Raw genomic sequence first — 21,279 nt, forward strand, 5'->3', positions numbered from 1 at the left:
GGTACCGTCTTTCCGGTGTCGAGAGAAGACCCCGACGTCATCGACTCGGTCGAGAAGGCCTTCCGGTTGCTGCAGAGCTTCTCCGCCGAGCGCCCGGCGATGACCGTGAGCGGCGCCGCCGCCGCGACGGGCCTCACCCGCGCCACCGCCCGGCGGATCCTGCTCACGCTGGAGCGCCTGGGCTTCGCGGAGACGGACGGCCGCGAGTTCCGCCTCACGCCGGGGGTGCTGCGGCTGGGCTACGGCTACCTCGCCGCGCTGCCGTTCTGGGAGCACGCGCAACCGCACCTGCGGGCGCTCTCCGACGAGCTGAGGGAGGCCAGCTCGATGGCCACTTTGGACGGTGGCGAGATCGTCTACGTGGTGCGGGTACCGGCTTCGCGCTCGATGACCATCACGCTCAACGTCGGTTCGCGCCTGCCCGCGTACCCGACGTCGATGGGCCGCGTGCTGCTCGCCGCACTGCCCGACGCCGAGCTGGAGTCCTATTTGGACCGTACGGAGTTGGAGCGGCTGACGTCGCACACGATCACCGACCGCGCCGAGCTGCGTGCCGAGCTGCAGCGCGTGCGGGAGCAGGGCTACGCGGTGGTGGACGGGGAACGCGAGGAGGGCGTCCGCTCGGCGGCGGCGCCCGTGCGCGGATCCGCAGGGCAGGTGCTGGCGGCGCTGAACGTCTCCGCCAACGCCGCCCGGGTGTCCCTTTCCGAGCTGCGCACCCGCTTCGTGCCGCGCCTGCTGGAGACGGCCGAGGCCATCACCAAGGACATCGCGGGGCTCCACTAGTTCCGCCCGTCGCCGTCGACAACCACCTGGGTCGATCTTCTCCCCATCGGATTGTCAACAATCAGCTTCGAGGACATTCCGCGGCTCCACTCGGCGTCGAAACAGACAACCGGATTGTCAACAAGGAGGCTAGAGGACATTTGACGGCTCCATCAGAAGCCAAAACAGAAGATCGGAGCGTCAACAAACCTCCCGCGCCCAATGGGCGGACCCCCTGGAGACAACACAGCAGGTCGGATCGTCAACAAACTCCCCCGCCCGCAATGCACGGATGCCCCCGAAGACAGCCCGGCAGGTCGGATCCTCAACCAACCTCCCCGCACGCAATGCGCGGCCCCTCGCGAAGACACACTGAAGGTCGGATTGTCAACAATCAAACTTGAGAACATGCCGACGCTCCACTAGAAGTCGAAACAGATCGTCGGATTGTCAACAAGCAGGCGCCGCAATGCGGCCTCGTCCGGCGCGATTTCCGCGAGCAGGTTCACCAGATCGCCGTCGTTCGGGACGAACCCGTGCGTGTTGGGGTGCGGGAAGTCGGTGCCCCACACCACCCGCTCGGGCGCGTGCGTCGCGAGCAGCTTCGCCAGCTCCGCCGCGTCACCGAGGTCCGGCGGCGCCGTGGCGATCCGGTCGGTGCCGCTGAGCTTGACCCACACCGAGCCCGTGTCGAGCAGCCGCCGCAGCGCGGTCACCGCCCTGCTGCCCAGGCCCTGCCGCAGGTCCACCCGCGCGAGGTGGTCGATCACCACCCGCAGCGGCAGGGACCGCACGAGGTCCTCGTGGTCGGCGATGCCCTCGCCCGCCACGTGCAGGGCGAGGTGCCAGCCGTACGGCCGGATCTTGTCCACAATGGCCCGGATCGTCTCGGCCGACGGTGCGGGCCCGAGGTGGGGCGTGAAGTGCAGCCGCGCGCCGCGGACCCCTGCCTCGTGCAGGCGCGCGATCTCGACGTCCGGCGTCTCCGGCTTCACCAGCGCGACTCCGCGGTACTCCCCGCGCCCCAGGGCATCCAGCAGTGCCGAGTGGTCGGTGCCGTGGCACGCGGACTGCACGATCACCGCCCGCTCGAAACCGAGGAACCCGTGCAGCCGCTGGAGATCTTCCAGTGGTGCCTCGGGTGGCGTGAACGTCCGCTCGGGTGCGTACGGGAACTTCGCCGTGGGACCGAAGATGTGGCAGTGCGAGTCGCAGCTGCCCGGTGGCAGCGTGAACAGCGGCGGCTTCGGATCGGGATCGGGGCCGGGGTTGGCGGGGTCGCTCATCAGTCACACCTCGCGGTCATGCCGCCGTCGACGACGATCTCCGTGCCCGTGACGAACCGGGCCTCGTCCGAGGCCAGGTACAGCGCGGCATACGCGGTGTCCCGGCCGTCTCCCATGAACCCCAGCGGAATCCGGGCCTTGCGTTGCGCCAGCAGCGTTTCGACGTCCCCGCCGGCGCGCTGCCCCGCGAGCCGCGCCTCCACCAGCGGCGTGTGCAGCTGACCCGGCACCACGGTGTTCACGCGGATGCCGTCGGCGGCGTGCTGCACCGCGGTGACCTTGGAGAACTGGATGACGCCCGCCTTCGCCGCGGCGTAACCGACCTGCGGCGAACCGGTGAACCGCGTGCCCGAGGTGGACGCGGTGTTGACGATCGCGCCGCCACCGTTCGCCTTCATCACCGGGATGACGTGCTTGCAGGTCAGGTAGACGCTGGTCAGGTTGTAGTCCAGCTGCGCGTGCCAGTCCTGCTCGCTCAGCTCGACCGGGCCGCCGGGCCGTGACCCGCCCACGTTGTTGACGAGGACGTCCACCCGCCCGAAGGTGTCGACACACGCCGCGACCATTTGTCCTACAGCCGCATTGTCCGTGACGTCGCACGTATGAATGTCAACAATCCCCTTTTCGATCAATCGGACAGTCTCCGCCAGCGCGTCCGGGTCGAGGTCCACCGCGAACACCTTCGCGCCCTCGCGCGCGAACAGCACGGCCGCCGCGCGCCCGTTGCCCCAGCCGGGGCCGACGCTGCCGGCGCCGGTGATCACGGCGACCTTGCCCTCGAGCCTGCCCGTCACCGCCCCACCTCCAGCGCGACCAGGAACCGGGACACCATGTTGTACGCACCGACGGTCACCGTCAGCTCGACGACCTGCCGGTCGTCGAAGTGCTCGCCGAGCGCGCGGAACAGCTCCTCGCCGACCGCCACCTGACGGGTCATCGCATCGGTGTAGGCGAGCGCCGCCCGCTGCCGCGGGTCGAGCACCGCCGGGTCGCCGTCCGCGCGCAGGGCCGCGATCTGCTCCGTGGTCAGGCCCTCGTCCTTCGCGACGGGCTCGTGCGCGGACCACTCGTACCCGGCGCCGTTCAGCTCCGCCACCCGCAGGATCGCCAGCTCCCGGACGTCCCCCGGCAGCGTCGAGCGCCCCCGGATCGCGCCGAGCAGGCTGTTCCAGCCGTCCGCGAAAGGCGGGCTGTGCAACAGCATCCCGTCGAGCGGGGTCAGCCTGCCGCCGCGTCGCGCGCGGATGCGCTCGGCGACCTCGCCGTCCCCGGTCACGTAGTCGAGCCTTGCCACTTTCTCTCCTTCGATCGGAACACGTTTTGAAAGCGGCGGAGCCGCTTGCTTCTGCGCCGTCAGCTCGCACCGCCGCGGGTTCTGAGGTGGCCTCTCGCGAGGACAGCGCCTCCGTGGTGGGAGGCACAGTCGCGGAGCGTCCATGAGGGGTGGTGGTCGGGCTGGCGGGCGGGGGGTCATGAGGAGGCGATCCCACAGCGAGAGGCCGCCTCAGGTTCCGCTACCCGCACCGGCACCCAAGCCGGATCCAAAACTGTCTCTAGCCGCGGGCACGGTTTCCGGTGCGCCCGCGGGATCTTGACCGGACAGCACCTTCCGCGCCCGGTCGAGGTCGAACACGCCCTCCCAGCGGCTCACGACGATGCTGCCGAGCATCTGGCCGCACAGGCTGACGAGGCCGCGCATGGTGGACAGGAACCGGTCGATGCCCAGCACGAGCATGATCCCGGCGACGGGGACGGCGCCCGTCGTGGACAGCGTCGCCGCGAGGATCACGAACCCCGCGCCCGCGACGCCCGCGCTGCCCTTCGACGTGACCATGAAGACCGCGAGCAGCCCGATCTGCTGCCACAGCGACAGCTGCACGTCGAACGCCTGCGCGATGTAGAGCGACGCGAAGCCCAGGTACAGGCAGACGCCGTCGCCGTTGAAGGCGTACCCGGACGGGACGACGAGCCCGACGATCCGCTTCGGCGCGCCCAGGTGCTCCAGCTTGCGCATCAGCTGCGGCATCACGGCCTCGTAGTTCGCGGTGCCCAGCGTGATCAGCAGCTCGTCCTTGAAGTACCGGTACAGCTTCAGGATCCGGATCCCGCACAGCCGCGCGACCACGCCGAACACCACGAGGCAGAACACGATGCCGGTGGCCCAGAACAACACGACGATCCCGCCGAGGCTGGCGAGCGTCGACGCCCCGAACTTGCCCGTGGTGTACGCCATCGCGCCGAACGCGCCCAGCGGGGCCAGGTACATGACGAGCTTGACGATGCCGAACAGCGCGTCGCTCACGCGCTCGATCCCGCGCACCAGCGGGGCGCCGCGCTCGCCGAGCGCCTTGACCGCGATCGCGAACAGCACCGCGACGAGCAGCACCTGCAGCACGTTGCCGTCGGTGAACGCGCTGACCACGGTCTTCGGGATGACGTTGACCAGGAAGTCGTACCAGTGCTGCGACTCGCCGGTCTGCACGTACTGCTGCGCCGAGCCGGACAGCTTGAGCGAGCCCGGGTCGGCATGGATCCCGCTGCCGGGGCGGACCAGGTCCATCACGACCAACCCGAGGATCAGGGCGACCGTGGTGAGCACCTCGAAGTAGACGAGGGCTTTCACGCCGACGCGGCCGACGCTGGTCAGCTCCCCCGCCGAGGCGATGCCCGTGACGATCGTGCAGAACACCACCGGCGCGATGAGCATCTGGATGAGGGAGATGAACCCGGTCCCGAGGGGCTGCAGCGACGCACCCGCGCCGGGTGCGACGAACCCGAGTACGGCGCCGAGGACGATCGCCACCAGGACGGTGACGTACAGCTTCGTGGTGAAAGCGCTTCGCAGGACTCTTCCGGCCGACATCATCGTCTCCGTTGTGTTCGACTGACGCACATTTGCTCGTCTGACGAACAACATGATGGGCTGTTCGAGTGGTTCCCGTCAAGAAGCACGCCACTGTGGACGTCCGATGTGAAAGCAGCTCGACTTTGGGCATCCCAGAGAAACGGTCGTTCCACTGGCGCGAGCGCGGTGGCGGCCGGCAGCGAAACCGGCCGCCTCGAAGACGCGGCGGCTGAGGGGAGGGACAACCGATGACCCAGCTCATCGTGCTCGGCCTCGTCCTGGCCGGGATCTACGCCATCCAGTGCCTCATCTGGCCGTTCGCCGCGTGCCGCAGCTGCAGCGGGGCGGGCAAGCACCGGTCACCGTCCGGAAAGGCGTTCCGCACGTGTTCGCACTGCGGCGGGAACGGGCGGCGCGTCCGGCTCGGACGGCGGCTGTTCGGCAAACCCTGACGTCAGGGGCGGTCCAGCACCGCGTGCAGGAACTCGCGCGTGCGCTCGTGGTCCGGGTCGGTGAACAGCTTCTCCGGCGGCGCGTCCTCGATGACCTGACCGCGGTCGAACATCAGCACCCGGTCCGACACGTCCCGCGCGAACTGCATCTCGTGCGTGACGCAGAGGAACGTGATGTCCGTGGTGGTCGCGATGTCCTTGAGCACCTTGAGGACCCCGGCCACCAGCTCGGGGTCGAGCGCGGACGTCACCTCGTCCAGCAGCAGCACCTCGGGCCGCATCGCGAGTGCCCGCGCGATCGCGACCCGCTGTTGCTGCCCGCCGGACAGCCTGCTCGGGTGCTCGCGGACCTTGTCGCCGAGCCCGACGAGCTCCAGCAGCTCCACCGCGCGCGCCTCCGCGTCCTGTTTGGACAGCCCGAGTGCGCGCACCGGTGCCTCGGTGACGTTCTGCAGCACGTCCATGTTCGGGAACAGGTTGAACTGCTGGAAGACCATCCCGATCCGCTTGCGCATGCGCCGCAGGTGCTTCTCGTTCGCCGGCACCTCGCGGTCGCCCTTGGGCATGTGCGTCAGGCATTCGCCGCCGACGTGGATGCGCCCGGCGTTCACGCGCTCCAGCGTCATGAGCAGCCGCAGGATCGTCGTCTTGCCCGACCCGCTGGGCCCGATCAGTGTGACGAACTCACCCGGCGCGACGGTGAAGTCCAGGTCCCGCAACACGACGTGGTCGCCGAAGCGCTTCTCCACGTTCTCGAAGACGATCATGCTAGAGCTGTCCGACACGGCGTTCCAACCTTCTCACCAGGACCGAGGCCGGAAGGCTGACCAGCAGGAACAGCACCCCGGCGAGCGTGTACGGCTCGATCACCCGGAACGTCTCCGCGCCCTGCTCCTTGGCGCGGTTGAGCACGTCGAGCACCCCGATCGCCAACAGCAGCGGGGTCTCCTTGAACATCGAGATCGTGTAGTTGCCCAGCGCGGGCAGCACGCGCGGCACGGCCTGCGGCAGGATGATGCCCGTCCACACGCGACCACGCGGCAGGCTCAACGCCGTCGCCGCCTCCCACTGTCCTTTCGGGACCGCTTCGATCCCGGCACGGTACACCTCGGACGTGTAGGTGGCGTAGTGGATGCCGAGTGCGATCACACCGGTGAGGAACGCCGAAGGCTGCACGCCCAGCGCGGGCCACAGCAGGTAGAAGATGACGAAGACCTGGATCAGCAGCGGTGTGCTGCGGACGAACTCGACGAACAGGAACACCGCCTGGCTGAGCACGGGAATCCGGGCGCGGCGCACCAACGCGAACACCAGCCCGAGCACGTACGCCACCGCCGAGCCCAGCAGCGTCAGCTCCACCGTCACCAGCAAACCCTTGAGCAGCAAGGGAAGCGACTCGTACGCGTTCTCCCAGTCCCAGTTCATCAGGACACCCCCGCCGTTCTGGCGAACAGCCTGCTGCGCGCGACCGGGCGCCTGCCGAGCCGCCGCGAACCGAGCCGTTCCAGCGCCCGCATGATGAGCGTGATCACCACCGCGAGCACGAGGTAGCACAACAGCTCGACGCCGTAGATGAACACGAGCTGGCTGCCGTAAACCGGCCGCAGCAGCTCGCCCTTCTCCGTGATCTCCCCGGCGGAGATGAACGTCAGCAGCGCGGTGCTCTTCAGCAGCTGGATGAACAGGTTGTTGAAGGGCGGGTACATCTCGACCACGGCCTGGGGCAGCAGCACGCGCAACATGCGCTGCGCCGGGGAAAGCGACAGCGCGACCGCGCCTTCCCGCTGCGCCTTCGGCACCGACTGCACGGCACCGCGCACGATCTCCGCGCCGTACGCCCCGTGGTTGAGGCCGAGCACGAGGATGCCCGCGAACAACGGGACCAGCTTGAGCCCGACCAGCGCCGGCAGCACGAAGTACAGCCAGAACAGCTGCACCACTTCGGACGTGCCGCGGAACACCTCGACGTAGACCCGGCTGACGAACCGGACCGGCCGCAACCGCGACAGCATCGCCAGTCCGGCGAGCAAGGACAGCACGATCGCCAACGCGATCCCGCCGAGCGTGGCGGAGACCGTCGCGCTCAGCCCGCTCAGGATCGACGAGACGATGTAGGAGGTCGAGTCGGACACGGACTCAGGCGGCGCACAGCTTGTCGGTCGTCAGGTCCGCCTTCGGCACGTTGCTCTGGTCGAACCCGAAAGGCGCCACGATCTGCAGCCACTGACCGTTGGTGTGCAACGTTTTCAGCTGCTGGTTGAACGCGTCGCGCAGCGAACCGTCGCTCTGGCGGAACACGAACCCGCCCGCGGAGACCACCGGCTGCCCGTTCTCGGTCGGGGTGAAGCCCGGCGTCACCTCGACGGCCGCGTCCGGGTTCTGCTTCGCCAGGTACTTCAACGAGATGTCGGTCAGCGCCGCCGCGTACACCCGGCCCGCGGTGACCGCGCGGAGCATGTTGTTCTGGTTGTCCAGCGTCTCGATGTCGGACTCCGCGACCCCGGCGCCGGTGGCGTACCCCTTTTCGACCGCGGCCGACAGCACGGCGATCTTGACCTTCTTCGCCGCGGCGTCCTGCAGGTTCGTGATCCCCTGTGGATTTCCCTTGGGCACCAGCAAAGCGGTGAGCGCGGAGTAGTCCGGATCGGAGAACAACGCGGCCTTGCAGCGGGTCGGTGTGATGTTCATGCCCGCCGCCACCACGTCGAACTGCTTGGCGTTCAGCGCCGGGATCAGCTGGTCGAACGGGACCACACTGGCCTGCACGTTGTCGATGCCCAGCGCCTTGAACACCGCGCGCGCCACCTCGGGCGCCTCACCGGTGGTGTTGCCGGAGGAGTCGGCGAAACCGTAGGGCGCCTCGTTCGCGATCCCGATCTTGATCGTCTTCGCGTCGCGCGCCGACGTCAGCGTGTCACCCCCGCTGCCGGTGCTCTCGCACGCGGCCAGCAACGCCGGCCCGCCGACCGCGGCCGCCCCCACCACGGCGGAGCGCCGGAGGAAATCTCGTCTCGTCCACGTTCCCTGCGCCATCGCAGCACCCCGTTCGATCGAGTTGCTACCGAACGTAGGCGCCTGCACCGATCGGGTCAAAGTGCGTTATCGGAAAGAGATCATTCTCCAGGCAAATCGTGGGTTTCGCGAATGACTGTGACAATCTCGTTCATGATCTCGGTGAGTTCGTAGTCCTTCGGGGTGAACACCCGCGCGATTCCGCGTTCCACGAGCAGTTTCGCGTCCTCGGCCGGGATGATCCCGCCGACGATCACCGGGATGTCCGCCGCCCCCGCCGCGCGCAGCCCGTCGACCACCTCCGGCACGACCTCCAGATGCGAACCGGAGAGCACCGAGAGCCCCACGACGTGCACGCCCTCCTGCACCGCGGCGGCCACGATCTGCTGTGGCGTCAGGCGAATGCCCTGGTAGACGACCTCGAACCCGGCGTCACGGGCTCGGACGGCCACCTGTTCGGCGCCGTTGGAGTGCCCGTCGAGTCCCGGCTTCCCCACCAGGATCCGCAGGCGCTCGCCGAGCTGCTCGCCCGTCGCCCGCACCCGGTCCCGCACGCGCGACAGATCCGCCGCGTTCCCGGACGCCGAGGCCGCCGAGACGCCCGTCGGAGCGCGGTACTCGCCGAACACCTCACGCAACGCACCCGCCCACTCCCCCGTCGTCACCCCGGCCCGCGCGCAGGCCAGCGTCGCTTCGAACAGGTTCTCGGTGGTCTTCGCGGTTTCGCGCAACCGGTCGAGCGCCTGCGTCACTTCGGCGTCGTCGCGCTGCTGCCGCCACTCCTCCAGCGCGGCGACCGCCTGCTTCTCCACCGCCGGGTCCACGGTTTCGATCGCCTTGGCACCCTCCGCCTGCAACGGGCTCGGCTCGGTGGTCTCGAACCTGTTGACCCCGACCAGAACCCGCTCGCCGGACTCGACCGCGTGCCGGTACTCGACGAGCGAGGAAACCAGCTGGGACTTGAGGTAACCGCTTTCCACCGCCGCCACCGCGCCACCGAGCTCCTGCACCCGGTCGATCTCCGCGCGCGCCCCATCGGCAATCTCGTCCACTTTGGACTCGATGACGTGCGATCCGGCGAAGATGTCCTCGTACTCCAGCAGATCCGTCTCGTACGCGAGCACCTGCTGCATCCGCAACGCCCACTGCTGGTCCCACGGGCGGGGCAGGCCGAGCGCCTCGTTCCACGCCGGCAGCTGGATCGCGCGGGCGCGGGCGTCACGCGAGAGCGACACCGCGAGCATCTCCAGCACGATGCGCTGCACGTTGTTCTCCGGCTGCGCCTCGGTGAGCCCGAGCGAGTTGACCTGGACGCCGTAGCGCAGCCGTCGCGCCTTGGGATCCGTTACGCCGTACCGTTCGCGGGTCAGCTCGTCCCACAGCTTCGCGAAGGCGCGCATCTTGCACATCTCCTCGACGAAGCGCACCCCGGCGTTGACGAAGAACGAGATCCGCCCGACGACGCGGCCCATGTCGGCCTCGTCGATCTGGCCGGAGTCGCGGATGGCGTCGAGCACGGCGATCGCGGTCGACAGCGCGTAAGCGACCTCCTGCGTGGGCGTGGCCCCGGCCTCCTGCAGGTGGTAGCTGCAGATGTTGATCGGGTTCCACTTCGGCACGTGGTGCACGGTCCAGGCGATCACGTCGGTGATCAGCCGCAGGCTCGGCGCGGGCGGGAAGATGTACGTGCCGCGGGAGAGGTACTCCTTGATGATGTCGTTCTGCGTGGTGCCCGTGAGTTCGCCGAGTACGCCGGGCCCGGACTGCTCCTGCGCGACGGTCACGTACAGCGCGAGCAGCCACATCGCGGGGGCGTTGATCGTCATGGAGGTGTTGGCCTCGGCCAGCGGGATGCCGTCGAAGAGGCGCCGCATGTCGCCGAGGTGCGCGACCGGCACGCCGACCTTGCCGACCTCGCCCTTGGCCAGCGGGTGGTCGGCGTCGTAGCCGGTCTGCGTCGGCAGGTCGAAGGCCACCGACAGGCCCGTCTGCCCCTTCGCGAGGTTGCGGCGGTACAGCTCGTTCGACGCGGTGGCCGACGAATGCCCCGCGTAGGTGCGCATCACCCAGGGGCGGTCGCGCTCACGGTCGGTGGGATAGGGCACGGGGCACCTCCATCGCGTTTCGCCCAGCGTACTTTCCGGTAACATGCCCGCCCAGTGGCGCACCTCACGGAAATTCCGCCGCCCCGGGTGTGGGCCGCGGTTAACGTGGGCGTTCGTGACGTGGAGTTCCTATGGCACCTACCTGGTGTTCGTCGTCCTCGTGGTGCTGGCGCCCGGGCCCGACACGATGGTGACGCTCAAGAACGCGCTCGGCGGCGGGACGCGCGGCGGGCTGCTCGCGGTCTGCGGCATCGCGGTGGGCAACCTCCTGCAGGGCACCCTGGTGGCGCTCGGTCTCGGCGCGCTCATCGTCCGGTCGGAGCCGGTGTTCCTCACGCTGCGCTGGGCGGGCGCGGCGTACCTGTGTTTCCTGGGGATCCAGGCCCTGCGCAGCGCCCGGCGCGGCGACTACAGCGGGCTCGACGCGGCGGGCGCGCGGGTGAGCGGTTTCCGGCGGTGGCGCGAAGGGTTCCTGTCGAACGTCACGAACCCGAAGGTGCTGGCGCTGTACCTGTCCGTGCTGCCGCAGTTCCTGGACCCGGAGCGCACCACGACGTGGGATGCGCTGGTGCTGGCCTACACGGTGGTGGTGCTGGGCGCGGTGTACCTGGTGGCCCTGATGGCGGTCGTGCACCGCGTCCGCGAGTGGCTCCAGAAGCGCCGCGTACGCCGCTCCCTGGACACCCTGACCGGTGGCGCGCTGATCGGCTTCGGCATAGCCCTGGCGGCGGAGGGTTAGCGGAGCAACTCCGCCAGGTCGATGGAGACGTCGACAGGGTCGGTGACGGCCATCGTCTTCGTGTGCGCTCATCGAACCCCGAACTCGCGATCGTTCCGCCGGGATACGTTGACACGCGCCCCGGGCGCACTCACCGCGCGGACGCGGTCAGGCGCGCTCCGGCTCGCCTGCCACCCGTTCGATCCGCGCGCCCAGCCGGTTCAGGTTTTCGACGAAGTGCGGGTAGCCGCGGTCGATGTGGAACACGTCCCACACCTCCGTGACCCCGTCGGCGCACAGGCCGGCCAGCACGAGGCCCGCGCCGGCGCGGATGTCCGACGCCCAGACCGGCGCGCTGGACAGCGACTCGACCCCCCGCACCACCGCGTGGTGCCCGTCCGTCCGCGCGTCCGCGCCCAGCCGCTGCATCTCCTCGATGAACCGGAACCGCGCCTCGTACACGTTCTCCGTGATCATCGACGTGCCCTCCGACACCGCCGACAGCGCCACGGCGAACGGCTGCAGGTCCGTCGCGAACCCGGGGTACGGCAGCGTCACGAAGTCGACCGCCTTCGGCCGCTCCTCCTGGCGCACCCGGAAACCCGAGTCGTCGTACGTCGTCACGTCGGCGCCGGCCAGCCGCAGCTTGTCCAGCACCAGGTCGAGGTGGTGCGGGTTCACCCCGCGCACCGTGAGGTCGCCGCGCGTCATCGCCGCCGCGAACGCCCACGTCGCCCCGACGATCCGGTCGCCGATCACGCGGTGCTCGGTCGGGTGCAGCGCTTCCACGCCGTGCACGGTCAGCGTCGACGTGCCCGCGCCCTCGATCTTCGCGCCCATCTCGATGAGCATCGTGCAGATGTCGGCGATCTCCGGCTCGCGCGCGGCGTTGTCGATCACCGTCGTGCCCTCGGCCAGCACCGCCGCCATCAGGATGTTCTCGGTCGCCCCGACGCTCGGGAAGTCCAGCCAGATCTGCGCGCCCTGCAGCTCGTCGGCCTTCGCCACGACGCAGCCGTGCTCGATCGTGCTCGTCGCGCCCAGCGCGCGCAGCCCGTTCTGGTGCATGTCCAGCGGCCGCGAACCGATCGCGTCCCCGCCCGGCAGCGCCACGACGGCGCGCTTGAGCCTGCCGACCAACGGGCCGAGCACGCACACCGACGCCCGCAGCTTGCCCATCGCGGGCGAGTCGGCGCGGTGCGACAGCTCGGACGGCGTGGTGATCCTGGCCGTGTCGCCGTCGAGCTCGACCTCGCAACCGACACTGCGCAGCACGTCCGCCATCAGGGGGACGTCGAGGATCTGCGGGCAGTTGGTGATCGTCGTGGTGCCCTCGGCGAGCAGCGCCGCCGCCATCAGCTTGAGGACGCTGTTCTTCGCGCCGACGACCTCGACCTCGCCCTCGAGACGGGCCCCGCCATGCACATCGAAGTGCTCGCTCATGGGCGTCATCATGCCTCCCCCGGATGCCACCCGATCGGGAGGGCAGGCGATAACAGACCGCAACAAGCTTCAGGCGAAAGTGTGAAACACTACGCGCTTTCCGAGCGATAAACGCCTGCCGTGTAACCCGGCTGAGGGAGCGATACGCGAGATGGTGGCCCGCCCGACGACACCCGGTCTACCGACGGTGCACCGCACCGAGATCGACGGCGTGCCCGTCTTCTGGCACAGCCAACCCGGTCGGCTGAACGCGAGCCTGGTCTTCGGTGTCGGCATCGCGCACGAGACGTTCCTGGAAACGGGTATCACGCACCTCGTCGAGCACCTCGCGATGCGCCCGCTGCGCACGAGCCGCTACGAGAACAACGCGACGACCGAGATGCTGCACACCAGTTTCGACGTCACCAGCAACCCGGCGACGGTCGTCGACCACCTGCGGCGCCTCTGCGAGTCGCTGAGCAACCTCGACACCAGCCCGCTCAGTCTCGAACGCGGAATCCTGGTCGCCGAGGAGCGCACGAGCGAAGGCCCCGGCGTCACGGCGTGGCTGCCCGCGTCGATCTGGTTCGGCAACCACTCCTACGGCCTCGCGGGCAGCGTCCAGGTCGCCACCGTCCGCGCGACCAGCCGGGACGTGCGCGAGTGGTGTGCCCGCTGGTTCCACCGCGGCAACGCGGCGCTCGTGCTGTCCGGGCCCCCGCCGGAGGGCCTGCGGCTGCCGCTGCCGGACGGCCCGCGGCAGCGGCCACCCGCCGTGGCTCCCTTCGACCTGCCGACGCCCGCGCGCACCACCGTGCCCAACGGCGTGGTCGGCTGCGCGCTCGTCGACTGGACGGCGGCGATGGGGTGTGTTGTCGGAGTGTTGACAACCCGACTTACGAATCGTCTACGACACGACGAGGGGCTTGTCTACGACATCGGTTTCGACCATCAGATTGTCGACGATCGACAGGCGGTGCTCGGGTTCGGCACGGACGTGCCCGACAAGCACGCGCCTCGCGTCCTCGAAGCGATCCGCGCGGAGTTGGCCGCGTTGGGCGAGACCGGGCCGACCGCGGAGGAACTGGCCGCGGACCGCGACAACCTGCTGGAGCAGCTCGGCGAGCGGGAGTTCGCCGAGTACCGCGCCTTCGACGAGGCGATGAGCGAGCTGACGGGCTGGTCGTCGGCCGCCGCGCACCAGCAGGAGGTGCTCGCGGGCGTCGACCCCGGGGCGGTGACGAAGGCCGCGCGGGAGCTCGCGGCGAACCTCGTGCTGTGCGGGCCCGACGGCCGGGTGCCGGCCGACCTGCCGGACCTGCCCGGCAGCCCGCTCCCCCCGGTGACGGGCCGCGAGGTCAAGCGCGCGCTGGTCGGCTCGACCGCCCCGCGCGGCTTCCGTCTGGTGGTGGGCGACGAGGGCCTGACCTCGTACTACGGCTCCAGCCCCGTGCCGGTGGCCGTGGTGCGGTTCGACGACCTCGCCGGCGTGGCCGTCGAGCACACCGACGGCCGGCTGCCGATCCTGCACGTGTTCGGCAGGCACGGCGGCATGATCACCGTCCGGCCCGGCGACTGGCGCGGCGGTCGCACGCTGGTCCGCGAGCTGCAGAGCCGCTTCTCCCCCGAGGTGTGTTTCGACGCGCCGGACGCCATGCGGCTCTTCGAACAGTCCTAAAGTGGGGCAATGCCCGTACGCATCAACCGCGTCTACACCAAGGTCGGCGACAACGGCACCACCGCGCTCGGGGACGGCAGCCGCGTCCCGAAGACGGATCCGCGGCTCGCCGCGTACGCCGACGTCGACGAGGCCAACTCCGTCATCGGGCTGGCGCTCGCGATGGGCGGCCTGGGCGACGAGATCACCGGCGTCCTGCGGCGGGTGCAGAACGACCTGTTCGACGTCGGCGCTGACCTGTGCGCGCCGGTGGTCGAAAACCCGCCTTATCCGCCCTTGCGGATCACCGAGGACTACGTGACGCGCCTCGAAGGCTGGTGCGACGAGTTCAACGAGCGCCTGCCGAAGCTGACGTCGTTCATCCTGCCCGGCGGCACCCCCGGCGCGGCCTTCCTCCACCAGGCGCGCACGGTGGCGCGGCGCGCCGAGCGCAGCGGCTGGGCACTCGTCGAGGCGGACGCCGAGCGCACGAACACGCTCGCCGTGAAGTACCTCAACCGCCTCTCCGACCTGCTCTTCATCCTCGCCCGCCTGGCCAACCCGGACGGCGACGTCCTCTGGCAACCGGGCGGCGAGCGCTAGACACGAGAAAAGCGCCCCCACCACGGGGGCGCTTCTCCAGAAACTCAGCTGGCCCGGGGGATCCGGCGTCCTGGCGGGGCGGACTCCAGCCACGACAGGAAGCCCGTCAGCGCGCCCGGGCCCATCGCGATCTCGATCGGCTCGTGGCCCTCCGACTCGCATCTCAGGACGGTCGCGTCGGCGGGGACCGCGTACGCCTCCGTGCCCGCCGGGTCACGACGGTCGGCGATCATCAGCGTTTCGCGGTCGAACACGCGGTCCGGGCCCGTCCGCAGGCTCCACACCCGGTACCAGGCGAAGATCTCCGCCTCGTACCGCGCGATGCCCAGATGCCAGCCCGCCCGCGTGTTGTCCGGGTTCCACCTCAGCGCGACGCTCACGCCGCCGGCGCGGCGCATCCGCACCCAGCGCAGCCCGTACCAGGCCGCAATGACGACAAGACCGAGCAGGAGGACCAGGACAATCACCGCGATCTCCACGGCCGGCTCCCGCTCGTCGCCCGCGTCAGGCCGGCTGACCGGCCGCTCGCAGGCGGGCGCTCGCCCTCGCCCTTTCCGCCTCGTCCTCGGCGTTGAGCGCGGCCCTGGCCTGCTCCACGTCGATCTCCTCGGCCAGCTCGGCGGACTCGGCGAGCACGCTGACGCGCTCGTTGGTCACGGAGAGGAAGCCACCGTGCACGGCCGCGTGGACCGTCTCGCCGTCGGTGGTCTCGATCTTCACGATCCCGCCCTCGACGAGCTGCCCGAGCACCGGCTCGTGACCCGGCATGATGCCGATCTCGCCCTCGGTGGTCTGCGCGACCACGAACGTGGCCTGGCCCGACCAGAGGCGGCGCTCGACGGCGACAAGCTCGACGGAAATCTCAGCCACGTAGCTCTCCTTCACCTCGGGCGTCGCTACCAGAGTCTAATACGCCCGGATCGGCTGACGAAAACGGCGGGGCCGGGTCCTTAAAGGACACTCGCCCCCGCCGCTTCCGGTCAGGTCACTTCTTGGTGATCTCTCGGTACTTCTTCTCGAGGTCGTCCAGACCACCGATGCCCAGGAACGCCTGCTCCGGGTAGTGGTCGAACTCGCCCTTGGCGATCTTGTCGAACGCCTCGACGGTCTCCGACCGCGGCACGGTCGAACCGGGCTGCCCGGTGAACGTCTCCGCGACCAGCATGTTCTGCGACAGGAAGCGCTCGATGCGCCGCGCCCGCTGCACCGTCAGCTTGTCCTCTTCGGACAGCTCGTCCATACCGAGGATCGCGATGATGTCCTGCAGCTCCTTGTACTTCTGCAGGATCCGGATGACCTCGGACGCCACCCGGTAGTGGTCCTCGCCGACGATGGCCGGGTCGAGGATCGTCGAGGTGGACGCCAGCGGGTCCACCGCCGGGAAGATGCCCTTCTGGAACACCGACCGCGAAAGCTCGGTGGTGGCGTCCAGGTGGGCGAACGTCGTCGCCGGGGCCGGGTCGGTGTAGTCGTCCGCCGGCACGTAGATCGCCTGCATCGAGGTGATCGAACGGCCCTTGGTGGAGGTGATCCGCTCCTGCAGCTCACCCATCTCGTCGGCCAGCGTGGGCTGGTAACCCACGGCCGAAGGCATGCGGCCCAGCAGGGTCGACACCTCGGAACCGGCCTGGGTGAACCGGAAGATGTTGTCGATGAACAGCAGCACGTCCTGGTTCTGCACGTCGCGGAAGTACTCCGCCATCGTCAGCGCGGACAGCGCGACCCGCATACGGGTGCCCGGCGGCTCGTCCATCTGGCCGAACACGAGCGCGGTGTCGTTGATGACGCCGTCCTCGCTCATCTCCAGGAACAGGTCGGTGCCCTCACGGGTGCGCTCGCCGACACCGGCGAACACCGAGGTGCCACCGAAGTTCTTGGCGACACGGGTGATCATCTCCTTGATGAGCACCGTCTTGCCGACGCCGGCACCACCGAACAGGCCGATCTTGCCACCCTGCACGTACGGGGTGAGCAGGTCGATGACCTTGAGGCCGGTCTCCAGCATCTGGGTGCGGCCTTCGAGCTGGTCGAACGCCGGCGGCTTGCGGTGGATGCTCCAGCGCTCCAGGTCCGAGCCGTAGCCCGGCTGGTCGAGGCAGTCGCCCAGCGCGTTGTAGACGTGGCCCTTGACCGCGTCGCCGACCGGCACCGAGATCGGCGCACCGGTGTCGGTGACCTCGGCACCGCGGACGAGACCGTCCTGCGGGGCCAGGGAGATCGTGCGGACCAGGTTGTCACCCAGGTGCTGGGCGACCTCCAGGGTCACGGTCTTGCGCAGTTCGGGGAACTCGATGTCGACCTTGAGCGCGTTGTAGAGGTCGGGCACCGCGCCGCGCGGGAACTCGACGTCGACGACGGGACCGGCGACGGAGACGATCCGTCCCTTGGTCCGGGTTTCAGTGGTGGTCATCTACTCATCACTTCCTACAGCGGCGAGCGCATCGGCCCCACCGACGATTTCGCTGATCTCCTGCGTGATCTGGGCCTGCCGGGCCTGGTTCGCCAGCCGGGTGTAGGTGTTCACCAGGTCGTTGGCGTTGTCCGAGGCCGACTTCATGGCGGTGCGCCGCGCGGCCAGCTCGGAAGCGGCCGACTCCAGCAGTGCCGAGAAGATCCGCGTGTTGATGTACTTCGGCAGCAGGGCCGACAGCAGCCGGTCGGCGCTGGGCTCGAACTCGTAGGACGGCAGCAGGTCGCCCGGCTGGGCCTGCTGCTGCTCGTCCTCCTCCGAGTACTCGATCTCCAGCGGCGCCATGCGCTTGGCGGTCGGTACCTGGCTGAGCATCGAGCGGAACTCGGTGTACACGATGTGCACCTCGTCCACGCCGTCCTCGGCCAGGAACGCCTCCGTCAGCGCCCGGCCCGCCTCGGCCGCGTTCTCGTACCGCGGCTGGTCGGAGAACCCGGTCCAGCTGTCGGCGACCTCGCGGCCCCGGAACCGGTAGTAGCCAAGGCCCTTGCCGCCGATCACGTAGACCGACGGCTCCTTGCCCTCCGAGCGCAGCAGCGACAGCAGCTCCTCGGTGGTGCGCAGCACATTGGGGTTGTACGCACCGCACAGGCCCTTGTCACTGGTCACCACCAGCACCGCGGCCCGCTTCGGGTTCGGCCGCTCGACGAGGAACGGGTCGTCCAGGTTGGACGCCGCGCTCGCGAGCGCCGAGAGCACCTTGGTGATCTCGGTCGAGTAGGGCCGGGAGGCCTCCACCCGCGCCTGCGCACGGCCGATGCGCGAGGTGGCGATCAGTTCCATCGCCTTGGTGATCTTGCCGATCGACTTGGTCGCCCGGATCTTTGCCCGGAGCTCGCGAAGTTGCGCCATGAGCTATCCGCTCACTTCGTCGGGGCCGGCTTGTTGACCTTGACGGTCTCCTGCCCGACCTTGTCGGAGTCCATCGCCTCGGACTCGGCCTCGTTGGTCAGCGTCTGACCCTCCGAGGTGCGGAAGCCCTTCTTGAACTCGTTCGACGCGTTGACGACGCGCTCGGCGAGCTCGTCGGTCCACTGACCCTTGTCGCGGATCTCGGCGAGGATGTCGTCGTGCTTGTGGCGCAGGTTCTCCAGCAGCTCGTGGTTGAACCGCGCCACGTCCTCGACCGGCACGTCGTCGAAGTGCCCGTTGGTGCCGAGGTACACGGTGATGACCTGCTGCTCGACCGGCACCGGCGAGTACTGCGGTTGCTTGAGCACCTCGTACAGGCGGACACCGCGGTCCAGCTGGGCGCGAGAGGTCGGGTCCAGGTCGGAGGCGAAGGCGGCGAACGCCTGCAGCTCCTGGTACTGGGACAGGTCGATCCGCAGCGAGCCGGAGACCTTCTTCATCGCCTTGATCTGCGCGTCACCGCCGACTCGCGAGACCGACGTGGTGACGTCGACCGCGGGGCGCTGACCCGAGTTGAACAGGTCCGACTGGAAGAAGCACTGGCCGTCGGTGATCGAGATGACGTTCGTCGGGATGTAGGCCGAGATGTCGTTGGCCTTGGTCTCGATGATCGGCAGCCCGGTCAGCGAACCGCCGCCCAGCTCGTCGGACAGCTTCGCGCACCGCTCCAGCAGCCGCGAGTGCAAGTAGAAGACGTCGCCGGGGAACGCCTCGCGGCCCGGCGGGCGGCGCAGCAGCAGCGAGATCGCGCGGTAGGCGTCGGCCTGCTTGGACAGGTCGTCGAACACGATCAGCACGTGCTTGCCCTGGTACATCCAGTGCTGGCCCAGCGCCGAACCGGTGTAGGGGGCGAGCCACTTGAAGCCGGCCGAGTCCGAAGCCGGGGCGGCGACGATGGTGGTGTACTCCAGCGCGCCCGCGTCCTCCAGGGACTTGCGCACCCCGGCGATGGTCGAGCCCTTCTGGCCGACCGCGACGTAGATGCAGCGGACCTGCTTGGCCGGGTCGCCGCTCTCCCAGTTCGCCTTCTGGTTGATGATCGTGTCGACGCAGACCGCGGTCTTGCCGGTCTTGCGGTCACCGATGATCAGCTGGCGCTGACCGCGGCCGATCGGCGTCATCGCGTCGATCGCGGTGATACCGGTCTGCAGCGGCTCGGACACCGGCTGCCGCTGGACCACCGAGGCGGCCTGCAGCTCCAGCGCCCGGCGCTCGTCGGACGCGATGTCGCCGAGTCCGTCGATCGGCTTGCCCAGCGGGTCGATGACCCGGCCGAGGAAGTCCTCGCCGACCGGGATGGACAGGATCTGCCCGGTCCGCTTGACCTCCTGGCCCTCTTCGATCTGCTCGTAGTTACCCAGGATCACGACGCCGATCCGGCGCGGCTCCAGGTTCTGCGCGACGCCGAGGATGCCGCCGGGGAACTCCAGCAGCTCGTTGGCCATGGTCGAGGGCAGGCCCTCGACGTGGGCGACGCCGTCACCGGTGTCGATGACGGTGCCGACCTCTTCCCGGCTCACGTCGGGTGAGTAACTCGAGACGTAGTTCTCGATCGCGCCACGGATCTCGTCCGAGGAGATCGTCAGCTCCGCCATGTCTGTCCCGCTCTCGCTTCGTTCTTGCCAGTGTTCAAAGTCTTGGTGGGGCTCATGCCAGCTGCCTGCGCAGTGCCGCGATCCGACCCGCCGCACTGCCGTCGATGACCTCGTCACCGACGCGGACGACCAGTCCGCCGCCGAGCTTCGGGTCGACCTCCACGAGCAGGGTGATCTGCCTGCCGTAGATGCCGGTGAGCTTCTCGGTCAGCTGCTGCTCCTGCTGGCCGGTGAGCGGCGCGGCGCTGGTGACGTAGGCGACCGAACGCTCCCGGCGCTCCGCGGCCAGCCGGACCAGCCGGTCGAGGCCGAAGCCGACCCCGCGCCCGGTCTGACGGGTCACGACCTGCTCGACCAGTGCCAGCGTCACGGCACCGGCCTTGCCGCCGAACAGCTCACGGACCAGCTGGCGCTTGGCCGCGACGGGCGCGGCCTGGTCCGACAACGCCTGGTCGAGTTCGGGTTCACCTACCAGGATACGGGCAATCCGGAACAGCTCGTCCTCGACGGCGTCCAGATTTCCGGCCTTTTCCGCGCTGGTCAGCAGCGCGGACCGGCCGAGCGACTCCAGACCGTCCAGCAGCTCGCGCGGACTGGACCACCGCTGGCCGACCGCGTCCTCGAGCACGCGCAGCGCGGGCCCGGACACCTTGCCGTCCAGCAGCGAGGTGACCAGCCGCTTGCGGGCCTCGGGGTCGGAGGAGCCGTCGCCCAGAGCCCGGCGCAGGCCGATCTCCCTGGTCAGCAGCTCGACCACGGAGAACAGCTCCGACCCCAGGGTCTCCGGCTCGACACCGGCCTGGCCGAGCACCCCATCGAGGGTGCGCTCGGCCGCGGCGAGTGCTTCGCGGCTGGCGGCGTGCAGTGTTGCCGGGCTAGTCATGGGCCTCTTACTTTCCTGCTCCGTTGGCGGTCCCGAGCTCGGCGAGGAAGCGGTCGACCGTGCCGCGGCGGCGGGCCTCGTCCTCCAGGGACTCACCCACGATGCGGCTGGCCAGCTCGACCGAGTTGCGGCCCAGCTCGGCCCGCAGCTCGGCGACGATCTGCGCCTTCTGGGCCTGCAGTGCGGCGTGGCCCTGCGCGATGATGCGCGCGGCCTCGTCCTGGGCCTCGGCCTTCAGCTCTTCCTTGATCCGCTCGGCCTCGAGCCGCGCGTCGTCGCGGATCTTGGCCGCCTCGGTGAAGGCGTCGGCGAGCTGGGCCTTGTACTCGGCCCGCGCCTTCTCCGCCTCCGCCTGCGCCTGCTCGGCCTTCTCGATGCCACCCTCGATCTTGGCGGCCCGCTCCTCGTAGAGCTTCTCGAAGCGCGGGACGGCGAACTTCGCCAGCAGCCAGAGCAGGAGGAGGAACGCGATCAGGCCGACGATGACTTCCGGGATGTTCGGAAGCACCGGGCTCGGCGAATCCGCCGCGAGCACCATCTGGGTCTTCAGCACA

Annotated in this window: 22 protein-coding genes; 5 read left to right on the forward strand and 17 right to left on the reverse strand. The window is 69.3% G+C overall.

Annotation, left to right across the window (positions count from 1 at the left end):
- The first annotated feature begins 15 nt into the window (after positions 1-15).
- The gene (locus FHX82_RS16160; RefSeq protein ID WP_145935654.1) at positions 16-786 is read left to right on the forward strand and encodes an IclR family transcriptional regulator domain-containing protein; all 771 of its coding nucleotides are present in this window, start codon (positions 16-18) and stop codon (positions 784-786) included.
- Positions 787-1,187: 401 nt separating this feature from the next.
- On the opposite strand, the gene FHX82_RS16165 is transcribed toward FHX82_RS16160, so the two are convergent.
- The 4 genes from FHX82_RS16165 to dctA all read right to left on the reverse strand — a co-directional run bounded on the left by FHX82_RS16165 (position 1,188) and on the right by dctA (position 4,914).
- The gene (locus tag FHX82_RS16165) at positions 1,188-2,051 is read right to left on the reverse strand and encodes an amidohydrolase family protein (RefSeq protein ID WP_145935653.1); all 864 of its coding nucleotides are present in this window, start codon (positions 2,049-2,051) and stop codon (positions 1,188-1,190) included.
- On the reverse strand, positions 2,051-2,845 hold the full coding sequence (locus tag FHX82_RS16170; RefSeq protein ID WP_145935652.1) for an SDR family NAD(P)-dependent oxidoreductase: 795 nt from the start codon (positions 2,843-2,845) through the stop codon (positions 2,051-2,053). The genes FHX82_RS16165 and FHX82_RS16170 overlap by 1 nt, the downstream gene beginning before the upstream one ends.
- Complete coding sequence (locus FHX82_RS37005) at positions 2,842-3,345, reverse strand: carboxymuconolactone decarboxylase family protein (RefSeq protein ID WP_145935651.1); 504 nt, start codon at positions 3,343-3,345, stop codon at positions 2,842-2,844. Before FHX82_RS37005 ends, FHX82_RS16170 begins: the two co-directional genes overlap by 4 nt.
- Positions 3,346-3,555: 210 nt before the next feature.
- Complete coding sequence (dctA, locus tag FHX82_RS16180) at positions 3,556-4,914, reverse strand: C4-dicarboxylate transporter DctA (RefSeq protein ID WP_145932705.1); 1,359 nt, start codon at positions 4,912-4,914, stop codon at positions 3,556-3,558.
- Positions 4,915-5,144: 230 nt separating this feature from the next.
- On the opposite strand from dctA, the gene FHX82_RS16185 reads away from it, so the two are divergent.
- The gene (locus FHX82_RS16185; RefSeq protein WP_145932704.1) at positions 5,145-5,348 is read left to right on the forward strand and encodes a hypothetical protein; all 204 of its coding nucleotides are present in this window, start codon (positions 5,145-5,147) and stop codon (positions 5,346-5,348) included.
- A gap of 2 nt (positions 5,349-5,350) precedes the next feature.
- Here FHX82_RS16185 and ehuA read toward each other — a convergent pair whose 3' ends face one another.
- From ehuA to FHX82_RS16210, 5 genes are all read right to left on the reverse strand, one after another.
- Positions 5,351-6,115, reverse strand: coding sequence for an ectoine/hydroxyectoine ABC transporter ATP-binding protein EhuA (gene ehuA / locus FHX82_RS16190; protein WP_145932724.1), 765 nt, complete (start codon positions 6,113-6,115; stop codon positions 5,351-5,353).
- Position 6,116: 1 nt separating this feature from the next.
- Positions 6,117-6,773, reverse strand: a complete 657-nt coding sequence (gene ehuD, locus FHX82_RS16195) for an ectoine/hydroxyectoine ABC transporter permease subunit EhuD (protein WP_145932703.1) — start codon at positions 6,771-6,773, stop codon at positions 6,117-6,119.
- Complete coding sequence (ehuC, locus tag FHX82_RS16200) at positions 6,773-7,480, reverse strand: ectoine/hydroxyectoine ABC transporter permease subunit EhuC (protein ID WP_145932702.1); 708 nt, start codon at positions 7,478-7,480, stop codon at positions 6,773-6,775. The genes ehuD and ehuC overlap by 1 nt, the downstream gene beginning before the upstream one ends.
- A 4-nt stretch (positions 7,481-7,484) precedes the next feature.
- Positions 7,485-8,381 carry an ectoine/hydroxyectoine ABC transporter substrate-binding protein EhuB gene (ehuB, locus tag FHX82_RS16205; RefSeq protein WP_145932701.1) on the reverse strand — a complete coding sequence of 299 codons (897 nt, stop codon included), beginning with the start codon at positions 8,379-8,381 and terminating at the stop codon, positions 7,485-7,487.
- Positions 8,382-8,461: 80 nt separating this feature from the next.
- Positions 8,462-10,465 carry an ethylmalonyl-CoA mutase gene (locus tag FHX82_RS16210; protein WP_261377071.1) on the reverse strand — a complete coding sequence of 668 codons (2,004 nt, stop codon included), beginning with the start codon at positions 10,463-10,465 and terminating at the stop codon, positions 8,462-8,464.
- A 115-nt stretch (positions 10,466-10,580) separates the two neighbouring features.
- On the opposite strand from FHX82_RS16210, the gene FHX82_RS16215 reads away from it, so the two are divergent.
- Positions 10,581-11,204, forward strand: coding sequence for a LysE family translocator (locus tag FHX82_RS16215; protein WP_145932699.1), 624 nt, complete (start codon positions 10,581-10,583; stop codon positions 11,202-11,204).
- 147 nt (positions 11,205-11,351) lie between these two features.
- Here the strand turns inward: FHX82_RS16215 and murA are convergent, their stop codons facing one another.
- Positions 11,352-12,626, reverse strand: a complete 1,275-nt coding sequence (murA, locus tag FHX82_RS16220) for a UDP-N-acetylglucosamine 1-carboxyvinyltransferase (RefSeq protein ID WP_145932698.1) — start codon at positions 12,624-12,626, stop codon at positions 11,352-11,354.
- Between the two features lie 151 nt (positions 12,627-12,777).
- Here murA and FHX82_RS16225 point away from each other — a divergent pair, with 151 nt between their 5' ends.
- Positions 12,778-14,283, forward strand: coding sequence for a M16 family metallopeptidase (locus tag FHX82_RS16225; protein ID WP_145932697.1), 1,506 nt, complete (start codon positions 12,778-12,780; stop codon positions 14,281-14,283).
- A gap of 9 nt (positions 14,284-14,292) precedes the next feature.
- Complete coding sequence (locus tag FHX82_RS16230) at positions 14,293-14,865, forward strand: cob(I)yrinic acid a,c-diamide adenosyltransferase (RefSeq protein ID WP_145932696.1); 573 nt, start codon at positions 14,293-14,295, stop codon at positions 14,863-14,865.
- Positions 14,866-14,909: 44 nt separating this feature from the next.
- On the opposite strand, the gene FHX82_RS16235 is transcribed toward FHX82_RS16230, so the two are convergent.
- The 7 genes from FHX82_RS16235 to FHX82_RS16265 all read right to left on the reverse strand — a co-directional run bounded on the left by FHX82_RS16235 (position 14,910) and on the right by FHX82_RS16265 (position 21,278).
- A complete protein-coding gene (locus FHX82_RS16235; protein ID WP_145932695.1) occupies positions 14,910-15,344 on the reverse strand; it encodes a DUF2550 domain-containing protein in 435 nt (144 codons plus the stop codon).
- A 25-nt stretch (positions 15,345-15,369) separates the two neighbouring features.
- A complete protein-coding gene (locus FHX82_RS16240) occupies positions 15,370-15,735 on the reverse strand; it encodes a F0F1 ATP synthase subunit epsilon (protein WP_145932694.1) in 366 nt (121 codons plus the stop codon).
- 115 nt (positions 15,736-15,850) lie between these two features.
- On the reverse strand, positions 15,851-17,275 hold the full coding sequence (atpD, locus tag FHX82_RS16245) for a F0F1 ATP synthase subunit beta (RefSeq protein ID WP_145932693.1): 1,425 nt from the start codon (positions 17,273-17,275) through the stop codon (positions 15,851-15,853).
- The gene (locus tag FHX82_RS16250) at positions 17,276-18,187 is read right to left on the reverse strand and encodes a F0F1 ATP synthase subunit gamma (protein WP_145932692.1); all 912 of its coding nucleotides are present in this window, start codon (positions 18,185-18,187) and stop codon (positions 17,276-17,278) included. It abuts the gene before it with no gap.
- 11 nt (positions 18,188-18,198) lie between these two features.
- Positions 18,199-19,842 carry a F0F1 ATP synthase subunit alpha gene (atpA, locus tag FHX82_RS16255; RefSeq protein ID WP_145932691.1) on the reverse strand — a complete coding sequence of 548 codons (1,644 nt, stop codon included), beginning with the start codon at positions 19,840-19,842 and terminating at the stop codon, positions 18,199-18,201.
- A gap of 52 nt (positions 19,843-19,894) precedes the next feature.
- Positions 19,895-20,725: a F0F1 ATP synthase subunit delta gene (locus tag FHX82_RS16260; RefSeq protein WP_145932690.1), complete on the reverse strand. Its 831-nt coding sequence runs from the start codon at positions 20,723-20,725 to the stop codon at positions 19,895-19,897.
- Positions 20,726-20,732: 7 nt separating this feature from the next.
- The gene (locus FHX82_RS16265) at positions 20,733-21,278 is read right to left on the reverse strand and encodes a F0F1 ATP synthase subunit B (RefSeq protein ID WP_183176654.1); all 546 of its coding nucleotides are present in this window, start codon (positions 21,276-21,278) and stop codon (positions 20,733-20,735) included.
- Position 21,279: the final 1 nt, after the last annotated feature.

The organism is Amycolatopsis bartoniae (genome assembly GCF_014191255.1).
Classification (GTDB): domain Bacteria; phylum Actinomycetota; class Actinomycetes; order Mycobacteriales; family Pseudonocardiaceae; genus Amycolatopsis_E; species Amycolatopsis_E bartoniae.